Source organism: Moraxella sp. RCAD0137 (genome assembly GCF_002894025.1).
GTDB classification, from domain to species: domain Bacteria; phylum Pseudomonadota; class Gammaproteobacteria; order Pseudomonadales; family Moraxellaceae; genus Moraxella; species Moraxella porci.
The window spans coordinates 1-18,265 of sequence record NZ_LTCC01000009.1; the positions used below are offsets into that span (position 1 = coordinate 1).

Genomic DNA, 18,265 nt, shown 5'->3' on the forward strand with positions numbered 1-18,265 from the left:
TCTAGAAATGGATATTTGTCGCCTATTGATGCGGAGAATATTTACTATTGTTCATTAAAACCGTCAGGCTATGCTGCTTGACTCAAGCAATCTTGTCTCCGATAAACTCGGGACGGTTCAAACCGTATTAGTAAATTGATCAATCATTTAAGTTCAAATGATTGGGAAGAGTTTGTTGTGGAGTTTTCTAGGTATGCCGATTGGGAGTTTGAGGGCTATCGAGATGTTTAGCTTACAGAAACCCCAAACCACGAAATATTCCATCACAATCATCAAGGCGAAACTTCTGCCACAAGAATGGGCAAACTGGGTAATGTAGCATATAATATTGGCATAAGTCTTAATCAAGTGGATGTTAATACTGCACCGGTACAGTTGATGCTATCAACAACCCATTTTCCAAGTAACGGTTAAAAACAACCAAGGAGAAATAGACACCCTAGAAACCACATCAGAACACCCATTTTGGATTAAAGACAGTGGCTGGCTAAAAGCTTCCTTACTAGAACAAGGCATGATACTGCTTGATGGAAACAATCAAGAAGTAGAAGTGCTAAGCCAATATCTAATTTCAAACCACACCGACACCGTCTATAATATCGAAGTTGATGACTTCCACACCTATCATGTGGGTAGATTGGGTGTGTGGGTGCAATCAATGGTCAGAAAGTTCAGTATTACATCCATGGAGTTGGCGTTAACCAGTATGATATAGGCAGGTCTCATGTTAAGAGATAATATTAAGCTTCGTTTTTTACACGAAAGTGAATTTCTTTTGATTTCCAAATTGTTGGATTTATGCAAAGAACCATATAAAACTCAATCACCACTTAGGCAAATATTGGTTTTTGATCTCACTGACGATGCGGGTATGGGCTCTTTTGAGTTTTTTTATGATGGTAATGACACAAGAGAATTTGGGAAGCCACTGATACAAGCAGAAACTTATGATACAGACGGTAGAAAGATAATGCTTGAATTATCTTTGGATAATTACGGTTATTTATACCAACTGGATAGTTGGACATCTGATTTTAATCCACTGGCCAGTCCCTTGGGTACATTAGATATTTTAGAGAATATAAGATTTGAGTTCTAAGGTTGTAAGGTAATGTTTATCTAGATCTTTGAAGTACTGTTATTATTGCTGTGTACCAGTGCGTAGGGTGCATACCATGCACCGTTGATTGAATGGTATTTGATGATGCGTGGTATCTACCGTACTGTACTAATCAACATATCTATATAGTGTCATCGAAACAACTACTCCATTTTTAGTCCAAACCAAAGAACCAAAATTTTCAAAATCATAAACATACTGTGGGGTATTATCATCGTCTATGTCAAATTCTTCGGGTTCGCCAATAAAATCCCACCCTGTAATCAGCTGAAGTTCATCAAAAGTTAAGCCAATAAGATTGGTATTATTATAGGTTAAGACCTTGTAGCAATACACAGCATACAACAAATCATCTTCATCAAAACCCACCATGCAACTATCATCTTTTGCGGTAAAATGAGTGTAATTATACTCATCAATTCTTTTGGTGTAATCTTTTAATTTCTCTAGATAACTTCCCATAAGTGTATTAAAGTAAAATTCCCCAACGCAAACATATGGAGCAAAGTCATAACTCATCTTTTAACTCCCGGTTATGCTATTCTTCTTTTTTTTGAGAGGTAGGGTGCATACCACGCATCATTAATCCTACTTGATGATAGTTCACAGACAGCACCATTATACCTTGATTGGGATGGATTTTGAGTATTAAATATGACTTTCATTGGGTGTGTCTCAAGCAAAATCCCAAAATTTAAAAAAATTTTGCAAATATGCCTTGCATGGGCGTGTTAGTATGATACACTAGATAGGAAAAAATTCTGATTGTCTATAGACGCATCTTTTTATCTTATCAAGCATTGATGGGATGTCAAATTTTTTCACCAAATTTATTTAACGATTTGATTAATTTTTATTAATTCATTGGCTTGATATTGCCAACTCATAAAGCAATTAGCATAAGGCGTAGGTCGGATGTGATTGGATTGCTTTGTGTGTTTTGTCTGCCTACAGGGGTTTTTTGTGCTACAGTCTTGCACCAATACCAATCAATGTGATCAAACGATCGCCAAAAAGCTACAACAAAACTGGCTGCTGCCTGATGGGGTGGCGGATGTGCTATTTACAGACGCCCAAAAACAAGAAAGTCTACGTGATGCGTTATTATTTGTCCTGACAGCACATGGCTATCGCTTGGTATCGCCACCCTTGATCGAATACACTGAAAGCTTGCTTGGCACGGCTGATGAAGACCTAAAGCGTCAAACTTTCAAATTCATTGATCAGCTAAATGGTCGTTTGATGGGTTTGCGAGCCGACATTACGCCACAGATTCTGCGTATCGATAGTAAATATGGGCAGGGCATTAGCCGTTATTGCTATGTCGGTCAAGTGGTCAAGACCTTGCCGACTGGTTTGTTTGGTCTGCGTACGCCACTTCAGATGGGTGCAGAGATTTTTGGCGTTGATAGCATCGATGCTGAGATTTCATTGATTGATTTGTTGGCAGCACTGATGGATGAAATTGGGCTTGCTCGCGATCGTCTGCATATGGATGTCGGTCATGTGGCGATTTTTGAGCGACTGTGTGAGCTACATCAAGTAGCAGCGGCTGATGTCGATGCATTGATGGCAATTTATCACAAAAAAGCCTTGCCTGAGCTACAAGCATTTTGTCAAACGCTGGGTGAGACACTTGGTGATGCTGATGGTGCTAATGATTTTTTGGTGCTGGGCAAACACACGCTCGCCCAAGATGGCGTGCCAAATGCTGCCAATCTGTTATCCAAGCTGTCTGCCAAAGCACGCAATGATGCGAGTATTATTAAGGCGACTGATGAGATTGTCGCTTTGATTGCACACATTCGTACGCTTGGCATGGGTGTCAGCCTAGATGTGACTGAGTTGTCAGGCTATCATTATCATACTGGCATCGTATTTAATGCCTATTTGGCACACTCTCAGACAGCCCAAACGCAAGCACTGGTGCGTGGTGGTCGCTTTGAAGGTTTATCAATCGATGGCAAGCCACGAGTGGCGACAGGCTTTAGTATGGATATCAACCGTTTGCTTGAGTTTGTTGAGCTTCAAGAAGACACCGTGATTTGGGTGGATTATACCGATTTACAGGGTGCAACTGCTGAACAAAAAGCCGATCTATCCGAACAAATCAAAACCCTACAGACCGAAGGCTGTATCGTCATCAAGCCACTGTCAGCAGATGATAAGCCACAGACTGTCGATGGCGTACTGCATTTTGATCGTGAGCAGGGCGTATGGGCAGTGCAACTGGTCGGTGATGAGTTTTAAGTATTTTATATTCATTTATTTTAATTTTGTTGATCAACTTAAGGAATTATCATGGGTAAGAATGTCGTAGTACTTGGTAGCCAATGGGGCGACGAAGGCAAAGGCAAAATCGTGGATCTACTCACCGAAAAAGCAACGGCGGTTGCGCGTTTTCAGGGTGGTCATAATGCTGGTCATACACTGGTTGTTGGTGGCGAAAAAACCGTGTTGCATTTGATTCCATCGGGTATCTTGCGTGAAGGTGTGACTTGCTTTATCGGCAATGGCGTGGTGCTTGCCCCTGATGCACTTTTAAAAGAAATGAATGGCTTGATCGAAAAAGGCGTGCCTGTGCGTGAACGCCTGCGTGTGTCAGCAGCTTGTCCTTTGATCATGCCTTATCATGTGGCACTAGACCAAGCACGCGAAATCAAGCGTGGCAACGCCAAAATCGGCACCACAGGTCGTGGCATCGGCCCTGCTTATGAAGACAAAGTGGCTCGCCGTGGTCTAAAAGTCGCTGATTTGTTCCGTGAAGACTTGCCACAAAAGCTTGAAAGCTTGCTTGAATATCATAACTTTGCATTGACCCAGTATTATAAAGTCGATGCCATCGACTATGATGCGACCTTGGCACTGTGCAAAGCATGGGCAGCTGAGATCAAAGATTTGGTCGTGGATGTGACCGAAGCACTCGAAACTCGCCGTCAAAATGGCGAAAACTTGATGTTTGAAGGTGCGCAAGGTACGCTACTTGACATCGATCATGGTACTTATCCATTTGTGACAAGCTCAAACACCACGGCAGGTGGCGTCTCAACAGGCACAGGTCTTGGCCCATTGTACCTAGATTATGTACTTGGTATCACCAAAGCTTATACCACTCGTGTCGGCTCAGGCCCATTCCCAACAGAGCTATTTGACGATGTGGGTGCGCACCTTGCCAAAGTCGGTCATGAATTTGGTGCGACCACTGGCCGTGCGCGTCGCTGTGGTTGGTTTGATGCGGTCAGCCTACGCCGTGCGGTGGTGCTAAACTCTATGTCAGGCATCTGCCTAACTAAGCTTGATGTACTAGACGGTCTAGAAGAAATCCGTATCTGTACTGAGTATGAAGTGCCAATGGGCGAAATCGCAGGTGCTTATGATGCTGAATACTACGAAAAAGTCACGCCAAAATTTGAAACGCTACCAGGCTGGAGCGAGTCAACCATCGGCGTGACCAAGTTTGAAGATCTGCCTGCCAATGCTCAGGCGTATATCAAGCGTATCGAAGCCTTGGTTGGCTGTCCTGTGGACATCATCTCAACAGGTCCTGACCGTGATGAGACCATCGTCCTACGCGATCCGTATGATGCCTGATTTTTGTGATCAATCCTCAAAAGCTCTGTCGATGTGGCAGAGCTTTTTATTTGGGCGATCTGTCTTTTAGATATGATAAATCTTATGTCAAGCTACGCCATCTGCGCCCATTTGTGTTTATCTTTGAACATGCATTCTTCATAGACCACGCACGCGCCGCACTTTGGACTGCGTGCAGTGCAAGTATATCGACCATGCAAAATCAGATAATGATGCGCATCCACGAGGTACTCACGGGGAATGCGCTTCATCAGAGCCTTTTCGACGGCGAGTACCGTTTTGCCAGTGGCAAGCCCTGTACGATTCCCCACCCGAAAAATGTGCGTATCGACGGCCATGACTGGCTGACCAAAGGCGGTGTTTAAAACCACATTGGCGGTCTTTCGACCCACACCTGCCAAAGCCTCAAGCTCACTGCGCGTACGAGGCACCTGTCCTGCATGACGATCGATCAGATCCTGACAAGTCTTCATGACATTGGCAGCTTTGGAGTTATAAAGGCCGATTGAGCTGATGTATGATTTTAGGCCATCAAGCCCCAATGCCAAAATCGCCTCAGGCGTATTGGCGACGGCAAATAGCTTGTCGGTGGCGATATTCACGCTTTTGTCGGTCGCCTGAGCCGAGAGCATCACAGCGATCAATAATTCAAAATCGCTCGAGTAGTTCAGCTCTGTCACAGGCTCGGTGATGTGATCGGCCAATTTTTGAAAAAATAGTTGGCGCTTTTCGGCGTTCATCGGGCGCGAGGGTGGCGTATCGGCGGTTTTTGCCACCGATGGCTTGGTTGATTTGGTCTGACTTGCGCGAATTGCTTTGGATGCTATGCTCATTTTATCTTAATCAATGCATTGATGGTTATTTTTTCTTATCGGATTTGTGAGGTTTGTCTTCATCATCACTTTGCCAACTCTCCAGTCGTTTGGCGATTTTGCCAAATAAAGCGGTCTTCTTGTATTCGCCTGATTTGGTTTTTTCATCGATGGCCATACCAGATAGCAGCGCCAAAGCTTCGGTGATGTGAGTGACGGTATAAATGTGAAATTGACCTTTTGACACCGCATCGATGATGTCATCTGATAGCATCAGCTGATCAATGTTGGCGCGTGGCAAGATGACACCTTGTGTGCCATCAAGCCCCTTATCCCGACAAGCATCAAAAAAACCTGAGATTTTGGCATTCACGCCACCGACGGCTTGGACTTCACCCAGTTGATTCATCGAGCCTGTGATGGCCAGATTCTGCGCAATCGGCACATTGGCAAGCGCGGATAACAGCGCACAAGCCTCAGCCAGCGTGGCGCTGTCACCATCGATTTGTCCATAGCTTTGTTCAAATGCCAATGAAGCACTGAAATTTAATTCATGAAATTCGCTAAATAATGAACGCAAAAAACTCGACATGATCAACATGCCCTTGGCATGTAAGCTGCCGCCCAATTCGACATCGCGCTCGATGTCTAGGATCTCGCCATGCCCGAAATTCGGTGCAATCACGGCTGTCAAACGCGCAGGCAGACCAAATTCACTGTCAGCATAGCTGATGACGGTGAGGGCATTGATCTGACCGATGGCGGTACCTGTGGTGCATATCAGCTGCTGACCGTTTAGAATTTCTTGCCAATACAGATCTTTGAGATAGCCTGTGCGCTCGGTGATGTCATCCAGCGCACGGCGCACATGATGGCCAGTGACGGTCTTGGCATCATCGATAACAGCGATGCGCGCTGACTCAACGAGCAAACCTGAGAGTCGATCGGTGTGCAGATCAAGTTTATTTTTATCATCGGCCAGCTCAGACAGCTTATCAATGATCACAGCAAAGGCGGTGTTATCAAAAGCAGGCAGTGACTCGGCTTTGATGATGTCGGCCATTTTTAGCACCATGCCGTATTCACTGACAGCATCGCGCACAATGGTCTCATGAAAATCGGCGCGTATTTTAAACACAGCGTTAAATTCAGGCTCAAATTCTAATAGCTCATAGTACAAATCCGCCTCGCCAAGCAAAATGACTTTGACATCCAGTGTCATGCTGTCAGGCTCAAGCGACAGACTGCCAGTTAAGGTCAGCATCTGCTCTAGGCTTGAGATTTTGATTTGTTTGGACTGCAAAGCGCGCTTTAGCCCTTGCCAAGCATAAGGATGCTCAAGCAAGCTTTGCGCCTCCAAAATCAAAAAACCGCCATTGGCTTTATGCAATGCCCCAGCACGGATCATGCTGACATCGGTGAGTACTGTGCCAAGTTCGGTGGTGTATTCGATGTGACCCAAAAGATTCAAATGCGTCGGCAAATCCTCGAACACAATCGGTGCGCCAGAGCCAGCCTTATGACTGACCACCACATTCACCGAATAGCGACTTGGCACCTCTGATAGCACAGCCGGCATGAAATCTTCATCATCTTCATTGATGATGCGCGCGACATTCTTGATCATATCTGCTTGCATGGCGCTTAAGTGCTGCCGCGCTTTTGGATGATCATCAAAATTTGCCATCAAAGATGCGAACAATGGCTCAAGCACTTTTTTGGCGGTCTGCTGATGCAGCTCATCGAGCTGATCATGGATGCTGTCTTCAAGATCGCCCATCGCCAGTTGCATGGCTGATAGCTGTTTTTGGAGTTGTTTGAATTTGGCAGGATCGATGGGTTTTTGATCATCGATCGCGATCAGCTGCATGCGGCCATCGCTTAAGGTTTTTAGGGTAAGATGGTGCTGCTTGGCCTGTGCCTCCATATCTACCAAGCGCGCTTGCTGGGTTTGGCTGGCAGTGGATTTGATCAGCTCAATGTGATTTTGATGAGTATCGCCGAGCAATTTGGCAGCCAGTTTTTTCTTGGCAAGCTGCCATAATTTGTGTACTTTTTGCTGAAAAACGACTGCCATGCCAGCAGGGAAATTGATGGCAATCGGGCGGCGCGAATCATCAAAATGATGCACATACACCCAGTCATCTGGCGTCGGCATGGTTTTGGCGCGTTCGGTGAGCAGGCGAGTGATCAGCGTACGCTTGCCCAGACCATTTTCACCGACGGCGAACACATGATAGCCACTGGCGCGAATATCCAGCGCGGTATTGATGGCTTTGATGGCGCGCACCTGACCAAAGCTAATCTCAGGCTGTGGCAGGCGGCTGCGGCTGGATTTGGGCAGGGTGGCAGGATCGGTATGGCGCTTAAGATCGGCTGCCTTTAGACGATGGGTGGTTTTTAATGTGGAATGATCGGTTTTCATAAAATGGCTGTAGGCTAAAGGCTGTGTGCTGTGGTGTGCAATAAAAAGCAAATGAGATATTTTGGCAAAAATGCTCAAAAAACGCAGTCAGTTGGCTCAAAAAAGGGTATTTTAGCAGATTAAAGCATGATAAAATAGACGGATGGCCACAAAGTTTGATTTTAGCTGCCATCAGCCTAGGTTTTTGCAGACATCTTTATCCGTCCAAGTCATCTTGGGCAGGGCGGATGGATTGATGGCTAAAACTCAGCATGTTTTGGCTATTTTGGCTTGATAATCGATTGAAATAATTTAAAATTTATTTAGAATTTATAATATGACTGTCAAATTTTCAAAGATTTCTCATCAGGCGGAGGCGTTTTTTGGTGCCATCGAGACTGCTGCTGCATCGCTTGGGCTTGATATTAGCAAGGATCAGATTGAGCAGATTTTAGGCTATTTAGATGGGCTTTTGTTGTGGGGCAAAGCTTATAATCTGACCGCCATCACCGACCCGAATGAGGCGCTCATCAAACATATTTTTGATTGTATGGCCATCGTGCCGCATCTGCCATTTGTAGAGCGTTCGGATATTCGTCTGCTGGATATTGGCACAGGTGCTGGACTACCCTCGGTGATTTTGGCGATTTTGCGTCCAGATTGGCACATCGATGCGCTTGATAGCAACCAAAAGAAAATCCGCTTTATCCGCCAAATCGCAAGCGACCTAAAACTTGGCAACATCACACCCATCGCCGCACGAATCGAACATCATCAGACCGAAGCTGCGCAGGCATATCAGGTCATCACCTCGCGTGCTTTTGCATCGCTGAATGACTTTGTGGGATTGGCCGCGCCTTGTCTGGCAAGTGATGGCGTGCTGTACGCGATGAAGGGTAAGACACCGACTGCTGATGAGATCGAGACGCTACAAGCGTGGCAGACTGAGGTTCGGGTGCTCAATGTGCCTAAGCTCAACGAAGATCGCTGCGTGGTGTATTTAACCAAATCAGCGCTTAATTAAAATTATCATTATATTCAAGGGTTATCATGGAAATTATCGCAATCGCCAACCAAAAAGGCGGCGTCGGCAAAACCACCACCACTGTGAATCTGGCAGCCGCGTTGGCAGTGATCGCCAAGAAAAAAGTGCTGATGATCGATCTGGATTCGCAAGGCAATGCCACCACAAGCGTCGGCCTTGATAAAAATGCGCTCCGTTATACCATGGCAGATATTTTGCTCGATGGTGTGGCGCTGCACGAGGCGGTGCTACAGACAGACATAGGGCTTGATGTGATTGGTGCCAATCGTGATTTGGCAGGCATTGATGTGTCATTGGCTGGGGTGTCTGATGCGCCGTTTTTATTAAAGCAAGCGATGGCAGATGCCAAAGCTGCAGGGCATTTGGATTATGACTATATCCTGATGGACTGCGCGCCTAGCCTTAGTATGATCACGGTCAATGCCTTTGCAGCCACCGATGGCGTCATCATCCCGATGCAGTGCGAATATTATGCATTGGAGGGTGTGGCAGATCTGATCGCGACCATCGAAAAACTCACCAGCATCAACCCTAAGCTGCACATCCGTGGTGTGGTGCGCACCTTGTTCGATTATCGCAATACCTTGGCGCAGGATGTCTCAGCTGAGCTTGAGCGGCATTTTGGGGAATTGGTTTATCAGACCAGCATCCCTCGCAATGTGCGACTGGCTGAGGCACCAAGTTTTGGGCAGTCGATTTTTGGCTATGAAAAATCCTCAAAAGGTGCCATCGCTTATCACATGCTGATGAATGAGGTAGTGGCGCAAACCACCACCAAAGATCAGGCGCGTGGGTAATTCAGATGTCAAAAAAACGCGGATTGGGCGCGAAGCGTGGACTGGACACACTGCTAAATAGCAGTAAAGTCGGGCGGCAAGTGGTGGGTGTGATCGATGATGCCAAGGCGATCATGCCTAAGCCCAGTGATGGCTCTGTCATGGCGCACGATCAGCTGCCAGCTGATGACCCAGCCATCACAGACACGCCCTCCAACGACCAAATCAGCACCAAGATAGCACCACAGATGCAAGCGCCAGCTAAGCATACGGCTGATCAGCAATCTGCGGCTCATCATATTGAGCCATCTGTGCTTGATCATCAAGCTGATGCATTAGAAGATGCGCCACAACTGGCGATGCATGCTTGTGATGATGGCACTGTGAGTGACGAGGGTATCGACAAGGGTGCATCCGATGAGGGTGTCAGTGGTCAGGTTTTGGGTGAACAGGCCTTAGATGCTTTGAGCCTGATTGAGTCAATGGATGATTCGCCAAATCAGACTGCTGCCAGCATCGTATCTGAGGCTGATGACGCAGAGCTTACCGACGCGCTGTCTGAATTGGCTGAGTATCAGCAGAGAGAGATTTTGCTGTTTTGGCAGTATGGACTGTCGATGCGTGATGATGGCTAGATGGTCTGTCATCCATTTATTATATTAACTAAAATTTACTGAAAATCAAGCTGGATATAGTCATGATTAAAAAGCGTGGATTGGGTACCAACCGTGGATTGGATGCGCTGTTAGGCAACATCGCCATCGAGAAAAAAATCATCGCCGATGCCCAAGAGGCGGTGGCTGACCAGCAGTCACCTACCCAAACTTTACAAACCGCTGTGTCAAGTGAGTCAAATGAATCCGATCAGGCAGATAAGACGGATGCTAAAGCTGATGCCAAAAGCGAGCTGAACAAAAAATCCAACAAGGCGGACAAAAAGAAAAAAAATAAAAAAGCCACAGAGGCTGACAAAGGCGATCTGGACAAAGCTGCAACGGGCGGCGAGAAAGTGGCACTGATCCAAATCAAAACCAATCGCCTACAGTCGGGCAAATACCAGCCGCGCCGAGACATGAACGAAGAGGCGCTCAATGAATTGGCGCTGTCGATCAAGCAGCATGGCGTGATGCAGCCCATCGTCATCAGACCGCTATTGGGTGATGAGATCAAAAGCAGTGATACGGTCACGCATGAGATCATCGCTGGTGAGCGTCGATGGCGTGCGGCGAAGCTTGCTGGCCTCGATAGCATTCCTGCCATCGAACGCGTGCTGTCTGATGAGATCGCCATCGCACTGGCTTTGATTGAAAATATTCAGCGCGAGGATCTGAATGTCCTTGAACAAGCAGCCGCCTTGCAGCGCTTTCATACCGAATTTGGCATGAGTCATGCGATGATCGCTTCGGTGGTCGGCAAGGCACGCACGACGGTGTCTAATCTGATGCGCCTAAACCATCTGCATGATGAAGTCAAACAGCATATGATCGATGGCCATATGGACATGGGGCATGCGCGTGCACTGCTGTCATTATCGCTTGAGCAGCAGCCAATCATCGCCAAAAAAATCGTCGATGGCCAGATGACGGTGCGCGATGCTGAGCGCTTGGTGAAATCCATCTTGGATCCTGAGCCGAAGCAGAGCAGCCAACCCGATCATGAAATTCTCGCGCTAAGTCAGCAGATCTCTGATGCACTGGGCGCGACAGTCAAATTAAAGCAAGGCAAAGACGGCAAGGGCAGCGTGGAGATTTTCTTTTATAGCCATGATGAATTAAACGAGCTGATTGATAAGCTTAGATAAAGAGGCTATGATGAAAAAAGCAGAGCTGGCACTGACCCAAGCTTGGCAAAACGAGTCTAAGGCTTTGATGGCATTGGCGCCTTTATCGGCAGCTTATGGCGCGATCAGCCGCGCGCGCAAAGCCTTATATCAATCAGGCGTCATTTCCACCTATCAAGCACCTGTGTCAGTACTCATCATCGGTAACATCACCGTCGGAGGCAGTGGCAAAACGCCACTGATCATCGCGCTACTTAAGATTTTGATGCAACAGGATGCACAGGTCGGCGTTATCAGTCGCGGTTATGGCGGTGATGCCAGCAGCATGCCAAGGCTTGTACTGCCAGACAGCATGCCAGATCAAGTGGGTGATGAGCCTTGTTTGATCGTCCAGTCTGTGTATGCCTCTACAGGCAAACAAGTGCCGATGGCCGTCGGCGCTGACCGCAAGGCTGCCATCGAGCTGTTATTGCATCACCATCCTAAGATTCGTCTCATCATCAGTGACGATGGCTTGCAGCATTATGCATTGCATCGCGATCTGGAATGGATCGTGGTCGATGCCGCCAGAGGTTTTGGCAATCAAAAGCTGCTGCCACAAGGTTTTTTGCGCGAGCCGATCAGTCGCCTTGAGGGGGCGACGGTGATTTATCATGATAAGGCCGAGGCGGCTTATTCTGATGATGCTTTGGTGATGACTTTGCAGCCTAGTGCGCTTGAGCCTTTGATGTCTGATTGTCATCAGATGCCTCCTCAATCAGGCAGCCGCGTTTATGCAGTCAGTGGCATCGGCCATCCCCAAAGATTTTTTGATACCTTAGGATCATTGGGCTTTGAGGTATTACCGCAGCCATTTGGTGATCATCATGAGTTTAAGCTGGCAGATTTGATGGCTCTTGATGAATTGCCGATAATCATCACTGCCAAAGATGCTGTTAAGATAAGATCTTTGGCCGTGCAGCATCCTGAGTACAGCGCTTTATTTGAGCGGATTTGGGTGCTGCCTGTGGAGGCGAGATTTAGCGAGGCATTATTGGCAGCCATCGAGGCGCTAAAGCTGCGTTATCAGATTTGATTTTATTATAGGATGAATTATGCAAAAAGTGCACTTGGTGATCCCAGCCCGTTATAAATCCACCCGCTTGCCTGGTAAGCCATTACTACCGATCCATGGCCAGCCGATGATTTTGTGGACTGCCAAAAAAGCCATGCAGGCGACTTTTGCCGATACCGTCTGCGTGGCGACTGATGATGCGCGCATCCAAGCGGTCTGCCAAGAGGCAGGCATCAAGGTGGTGATGACTGATGCCGATCATCCGTCTGGTACTGATCGTTTGGCACAAGTGGCGGCAGATCTGGGGATGGGTGATGATGACATCGTAGTGAACATGCAAGGTGATGAGCCGTTGGTGCCGCCGGTTTTGCTCATGCAAGTGGTGCAGCTGCTGGTTGAGAATCCAGACTGTGCGATGGCTACTTTGTGCGAGCCGATTCAGGATATGGATGAATTTCTTCGCCCATCGGTGGTCAAAGTTGTGATGGATCAAGCCAAGCATGCGCTGTATTTTAGCCGCGCGCCCATTCCACATGATCGCGATGGCATGACCACCCAAAATCAGCTGCCTGCGCAGGCGTATCGACATTTGGGACTGTATGCTTATCGCGTGCGGATGCTAAAAGCCTTTACCAGCTGGCCTCAAGGGACGCTTGAAGCACTTGAAAGTCTAGAGCAGCTGCGTGTACTTGAAAATGGCGAGCGCATCGCCATTGACATCGCGAAGGTCGCACTGCCTGCTGGTGTGGATACGCCTGAGGATTTAGCGAGATTGAATGCCATGCCGATGGCAGATTTGTTGGCTTATTAACATGCAGGATGTGGTGAGTGCGAATGTGTCAGCGCAGCGTTATTTTGCTCAAGCACTGCCTTGGCAAGATAAGGCATGGCGACAGCTGACCGAGCAATTTTCTCATCAGCAGCTACCACATGGCTTGTTGGCAGCAGGGGCTAAGGGCATCGGCAAGCATGCGTTTGTTTGGCGCTTTGTGGCGTATTTGTTATGTATTGAGCCTACAGAGTCAGGCGCATGCGGAGTTTGCGATAGCTGCAAATGGCTAAAAGCAGGCACGCATCCAGACCTGATGGTGCTACCTGAGCCTGACGAGGGCGAGTCTGTGCGTGATAGCATCAAGATTGATGACATCAGACGCCTACAAGAATACAGCCAAACCAAAGGCCATGGCGTAAAGGTGATGGTGCTTGATAGCGCTGACACCTTGACTTTGGGCGCGGCCAATGCGCTGCTTAAGACCCTTGAAGAGCCGCGAGATGGGGTGTTTTTGATTTTAATCAGTGATCATCCTTCAAGATTATTACCGACCATCAAAAGCCGTGTGCAGACCATACCGCTGTCGCAGATTGACCAGACACTTGCATTGAGTTATCTGAGCGAGCAGATGGATGTTGATACTGCCCAGATGCTACTTGAACTCAGTGATGGCGCGGTATTGCAAGCCCAGCGTCTATGGCATGAGGACTGGTTTCACCAGCGCGCACTGTGGCTAAAGACTTTCGCGGCGCTAAATCGCGGTACCCGTCAACCGATGGCGGCCAGTGAATATTGGCAAAAAACGCTGTCCTTGCAGCAGTTTATCCTGTTGTCGCGGATGATGTTAGTAGCACTTTGGCGGCATCGCTTGGCTTTGCCAAATCTGCATCGTGATTTGGATATCGAATCATTGCTTGGAGGACTGGATCTGGATCATCATGCACTGGAGCGGCTATTGGCCAGTCTGGATGATGTTGAGGTATCGATCATTCAAAATGTACAAGAAAAACTGGCCTATGATCAGCTGATGCTTACGATGGCAGGTCAGTCATCCGTATCATGATCGATGAGCTGATGCTAAAATTCTATGCCAGCTAAGTTTGATCCATCGTAAATGCCTGCTTAATATTATAACTAAAATAAAAGCTGGGATAATGATAAACCCATCCTAAGTTCATCAACCATCATAAATAACGCCCAAAATAAAAAGCGATCGGATAATCCCAATCGCTTTTTTTGGCTATGAATCAGTACTTATATTCATCTGACTTAAATGGGCCATCGACCGACACGCCGATATAGTCGGCTTGTTTTTGGGTAAGTTTGGTGATGATACCATTGAAGCCTGCAACCATCGCAGCAGCCACTTCTTCGTCAAGTTTCTTTGGTAGTACCTTGACATAGACTTTGTTTGGCTTGTCAGCAGCAGGCAAATCAGCAAATTTTTCTTGATATAGGTGAATCTGCGCCAGCACTTGGTTGGCAAATGAGCCGTCCATGATGCGTGATGGGTGACCTGTGGCATTGCCAAGGTTCACTAGGCGACCTTCAGACAGTAGGATGAGATAGTCATCATCACTGTCTGAGCGATAGACTTGGTGCACTTGTGGCTTGACTTCTACCCATTTCCAGTTGTCACGCATGAACTGAGTGTCAATCTCGGTGTCAAAGTGACCGATGTTACACACGACAGCGGTTGATTTTAGGGCTTTTAGCATCTCGCTATTGCACACATGATAGTTACCTGTGGTGGTCACGATCAAATCGGTGTCTTGGAGTAGGGCGGTGTTCACGCCTTGGGCTTGGTCGCCACCGACAAATGGTGAGACGACTTCATAGCCGTCCATGCACGCTTGCATCGCACAGATTGGGTCAATCTCAGACACCCGCACGATCATACCTTCTTGGCGCAGAGACTGTGCTGAGCCTTTGCCCACATCACCGTAGCCGATGACCAATGCACGGCGACCTGATAGCAGCATATCTGTACCACGCTTGATGGCGTCGTTTAGTGAGTGGCGGCAGCCGTATTTGTTGTCATTTTTTGATTTGGTGACAGCATCATTGACATTGATGGCAGGGACTTTGAGTGTGCCATTGCCCAGCATCTCGATTAGGCGGTGTACGCCTGTGGTGGTCTCTTCACTGATACCATGGATTTTATCGAGCATTTGTGGGTATTTGTCGTGAATCAACGCGGTCAAATCACCACCGTCATCTAGGATGATATTGGCATCCCACAGTTTGCCGTCTTGGTGGATTTGTTGTTCTAGACACCACTCGTATTCTTCTTCGGTTTCGCCTTTCCAAGCAAATACAGGAATACCAGCAGCAGCGATGGCAGCAGCAGCGTGGTCTTGGGTGGAGAAAATGTTGCAAGAAGTCCAGCGAACTTCAGCGCCCAACGCCACCAAAGTCTCAATCAAAACGGCTGTCTGAATGGTCATATGGATACAGCCGACGATTTTGGCACCAGCCAGTGGCTGAGCGGCAGCATAACGCTTACGCAGACCCATTAGAGCAGGCATTTCGGTTTCGGCGAGGCGGATTTCTTTACGACCGAAGTCGGCAAGGCTGATGTCAGCTACTTTATAATCTGTAAATGTAGACACTGCGTCCACTCCTTTTAAAAATTAACGATGAGATGATGGATAATCATCATAAAAAGAAAACGCAGATGTCGTTGATTATTTTAAATCGCTGTCGCAAATCTAAAAAGCAAGCCTGACCGCTGTTGGATTTAAAGCCAAAGGCGGTTGCAACATCTCTTGCAAACTGATTATTATAACAAATTATTGGGATGATTACAGCCATTAGGCAATAAAAAACGGCTGATAGCATCAACCGTTTTAAATTCCAATGATGGATTAGTATTTAAAAGTCAGACCAAGATTGGCTTGGCGGCCGCCATTGACATACCATTGGTTGCCAGAGTAGTTGGCAGTTTTGTATTCTACATTGCCGATATTTTGAATGTTGGTAAATACTTTGACATTCGGATTGATGTTCCAATAAGCATCCACATCCACAGTGGCATAACCAGGTACTTTGATGGTGTTGGCTCTATTAGCATAAGCATCTGAGCGCGCGATGATTGAGGTGCTGACACCAACGACGCCATCATCATAGCCTAAAGTTAATGTGCCTGTATGTTTTGGGCGATAGGCAATTTCACGATTGTTGTCTTTATTTTCGGTTTCTACGTATGCATAACCAGCTTTTGCGTAGTAATTATCACGAACATATGTAGCGTTGATTTCACCACCAATAAATGAGGCCTTATAAATATTTGAATAAGTGCCAGTATTGAATCTCTGAATTATGCCTGGATTGGTTGTATCTAGAATATCAGTGGTTGAGTTTTGAATATCGATTAGGTTTTTAACATGGGTGTGAAATGCAGTAACATCCAGAGTCAAGTTATCACTAAATTGATGTGAAGCTCCTAGCTCATAGCTAATACTTTTCTCAGGTTCTAGGTTTTCATTGCCAATTGTGGCATATGTTTCAAGTATATCTGGATTCACCCAGTTTGGATATGGCCCATCAATACTTTCGTAATACAATTCAGACAATGCAGGTGCGCGGAACGCTGAACCAACATTGGCATAAACACTCGTTGCAGGTGTGATACGATAACGAATTGCGCCTTGACCCACGGTATGATTACCAAAGCGTTCATTGTCTTCTAAGCGCACACCGACTTGGGTATTAACTTTGTCGCTATTGTACTGATGCTGTGCATAATAGCCAATCGTATCGATACTCTGAACACCATCTTTGACAGCGTTACTGGTGTATTCAGACTGATTGCCTGTGACGCCGACTAGGATATTTTGATTGTTTGCAAATGACCACTTGGCGTTGACATCAGCCTCATCCACTTGGGTGTGATAAAATGAGGCGTAGTCTATGACATCTTGTTTATTTTTGACATTGCTATAACGGGCATTTAAGCTAAGATTGTCAATTGGTTTATAAGAAATTTTGGCATTAATAATTTGGTTTTCAAATTCACGCAATGAAGTATTTGGTGATGTGCTGCTGCCAAAGTTATTAAATTCATTAATACCTTCGCTGTGATCAAAGCTGATGCTGGCATCAAGATTTTGTTTGTTGTCAAAGCCAAGCTTGGCGGTATAGCCTTTTTGTTCGTAGCCCGCTTGATTATCACGGCTTTGGTTATTAAAAATGCGAGTGCCATCAGTTTCTAAACGCTGTCCTGATAGGCTGGCATAAAAGTCATTATGCACGACATCGCCTTTAACGATGGCTTTGTAGGTGTTGTTTTCACCAACCACACCAGTGATTTCAGCACCTGTGCGTGTTGGCGTTTTGCTGACCATTTGAATGACACCACCAATGGCATCAGAACCATACTGTACTGAAGCAGGGCCTTTGGCGATTTCAACACGGCTCAGATTTGTGGTATCGATAAAGCCAGTATAAACAGAACCAAGATGATTTTGATTATTAAGGCGTGCACCATCTTTTAGTACTAAAGTATGCACAGGATAAGAGCCACGGATGGAGACTTCAGGAATTTGACCGATGCCACCTGATTGCTTGACATAGATACCTGCATCTGACTGGATGACATCTGATAGGTTGCGAGCTGGGTTTTTCTCGATCTCGCCTGCGCTGATGACAGTGACTGAGGCAGGGGTATCGCTTAGTGGTGTGGCGATGCGACTCACTGTCACCACAACAGGATCCAGCTCCACAACAGGCAAATCATCGCCTGTGGCAGCTGTCGCGTTCTGTGAAATCAAAGTGGCTGGGGCTAATGCCAAGATAATGGCACGGCGTAAAGTAAGGGATGACATATCTCACCTAAAACTATGTTGCTGTTGATTTAAAATTTGTAACATTCATTGCGGGTATTATAACATGAATATAATTTCACTTAGT

17 protein-coding genes are annotated in these 18,265 nt (G+C 46.7%); 12 read left to right on the forward strand and 5 right to left on the reverse strand.

The window, feature by feature from the left end:
* Positions 1-135 precede the first annotated feature (135 nt).
* From AZ602_RS10400 to AZ602_RS06715, 3 genes are all read left to right on the forward strand, one after another.
* The gene (locus tag AZ602_RS10400; RefSeq protein WP_227525193.1) at positions 136-231 is read left to right on the forward strand and encodes an immunity 8 family protein; all 96 of its coding nucleotides are present in this window, start codon (positions 136-138) and stop codon (positions 229-231) included.
* A gap of 163 nt (positions 232-394) precedes the next feature.
* A complete protein-coding gene (locus AZ602_RS06710; RefSeq protein ID WP_103034277.1) occupies positions 395-715 on the forward strand; it encodes a polymorphic toxin-type HINT domain-containing protein in 321 nt (106 codons plus the stop codon).
* Positions 716-724: 9 nt separating this feature from the next.
* The gene (locus AZ602_RS06715) at positions 725-1,099 is read left to right on the forward strand and encodes a hypothetical protein (RefSeq protein WP_103034278.1); all 375 of its coding nucleotides are present in this window, start codon (positions 725-727) and stop codon (positions 1,097-1,099) included.
* Between the two features lie 129 nt (positions 1,100-1,228).
* Here AZ602_RS06715 and AZ602_RS06720 read toward each other — a convergent pair whose 3' ends face one another.
* A complete protein-coding gene (locus AZ602_RS06720) occupies positions 1,229-1,639 on the reverse strand; it encodes a hypothetical protein (RefSeq protein ID WP_103034279.1) in 411 nt (136 codons plus the stop codon).
* A gap of 444 nt (positions 1,640-2,083) precedes the next feature.
* Between AZ602_RS06720 and AZ602_RS06725 the strand changes: the two genes are divergently transcribed.
* Complete coding sequence (locus AZ602_RS06725; RefSeq protein WP_227525194.1) at positions 2,084-3,370, forward strand: ATP phosphoribosyltransferase regulatory subunit; 1,287 nt, start codon at positions 2,084-2,086, stop codon at positions 3,368-3,370.
* Between the two features lie 51 nt (positions 3,371-3,421).
* Complete coding sequence (locus tag AZ602_RS06730; protein WP_103034280.1) at positions 3,422-4,711, forward strand: adenylosuccinate synthase; 1,290 nt, start codon at positions 3,422-3,424, stop codon at positions 4,709-4,711.
* Between the two features lie 92 nt (positions 4,712-4,803).
* Here the strand turns inward: AZ602_RS06730 and nth are convergent, their stop codons facing one another.
* Positions 4,804-5,451 (reverse strand): endonuclease III, encoded by a 648-nt coding sequence (gene nth, locus AZ602_RS06735; RefSeq protein ID WP_103034327.1) that lies wholly within the window; start codon positions 5,449-5,451, stop codon positions 4,804-4,806.
* Between the two features lie 118 nt (positions 5,452-5,569).
* Positions 5,570-7,948, reverse strand: coding sequence for a Lon protease family protein (locus AZ602_RS06740; protein WP_103034281.1), 2,379 nt, complete (start codon positions 7,946-7,948; stop codon positions 5,570-5,572).
* A 316-nt stretch (positions 7,949-8,264) separates the two neighbouring features.
* On the opposite strand from AZ602_RS06740, the gene rsmG reads away from it, so the two are divergent.
* The 7 genes from rsmG to AZ602_RS06775 all read left to right on the forward strand — a co-directional run bounded on the left by rsmG (position 8,265) and on the right by AZ602_RS06775 (position 14,417).
* A complete protein-coding gene (gene rsmG / locus AZ602_RS06745) occupies positions 8,265-8,951 on the forward strand; it encodes a 16S rRNA (guanine(527)-N(7))-methyltransferase RsmG (protein WP_103034282.1) in 687 nt (228 codons plus the stop codon).
* A gap of 26 nt (positions 8,952-8,977) precedes the next feature.
* Positions 8,978-9,769, forward strand: a complete 792-nt coding sequence (locus AZ602_RS06750; protein ID WP_078317606.1) for a ParA family protein — start codon at positions 8,978-8,980, stop codon at positions 9,767-9,769.
* A 5-nt stretch (positions 9,770-9,774) separates the two neighbouring features.
* On the forward strand, positions 9,775-10,383 hold the full coding sequence (locus AZ602_RS06755) for a hypothetical protein (protein ID WP_103034283.1): 609 nt from the start codon (positions 9,775-9,777) through the stop codon (positions 10,381-10,383).
* A 62-nt stretch (positions 10,384-10,445) separates the two neighbouring features.
* A complete protein-coding gene (locus tag AZ602_RS06760; protein ID WP_103034284.1) occupies positions 10,446-11,549 on the forward strand; it encodes a ParB/RepB/Spo0J family partition protein in 1,104 nt (367 codons plus the stop codon).
* A 10-nt stretch (positions 11,550-11,559) separates the two neighbouring features.
* Positions 11,560-12,603 carry a tetraacyldisaccharide 4'-kinase gene (gene lpxK / locus AZ602_RS06765; RefSeq protein ID WP_103034285.1) on the forward strand — a complete coding sequence of 348 codons (1,044 nt, stop codon included), beginning with the start codon at positions 11,560-11,562 and terminating at the stop codon, positions 12,601-12,603.
* 19 nt (positions 12,604-12,622) lie between these two features.
* Positions 12,623-13,393, forward strand: a complete 771-nt coding sequence (gene kdsB, locus AZ602_RS06770) for a 3-deoxy-manno-octulosonate cytidylyltransferase (RefSeq protein ID WP_078317610.1) — start codon at positions 12,623-12,625, stop codon at positions 13,391-13,393.
* Between the two features lies 1 nt (position 13,394).
* Positions 13,395-14,417 carry a DNA polymerase III subunit delta' gene (locus AZ602_RS06775; protein ID WP_103034286.1) on the forward strand — a complete coding sequence of 341 codons (1,023 nt, stop codon included), beginning with the start codon at positions 13,395-13,397 and terminating at the stop codon, positions 14,415-14,417.
* Between the two features lie 184 nt (positions 14,418-14,601).
* Here AZ602_RS06775 and ahcY read toward each other — a convergent pair whose 3' ends face one another.
* Positions 14,602-15,966 carry an adenosylhomocysteinase gene (gene ahcY / locus AZ602_RS06780; protein WP_369803882.1) on the reverse strand — a complete coding sequence of 455 codons (1,365 nt, stop codon included), beginning with the start codon at positions 15,964-15,966 and terminating at the stop codon, positions 14,602-14,604.
* Positions 15,967-16,221: 255 nt separating this feature from the next.
* Entirely contained in the window at positions 16,222-18,180 is a 1,959-nt protein-coding gene (locus tag AZ602_RS06785; RefSeq protein WP_103034288.1) for a TonB-dependent siderophore receptor, read from the reverse strand.
* Positions 18,181-18,265: the final 85 nt, after the last annotated feature.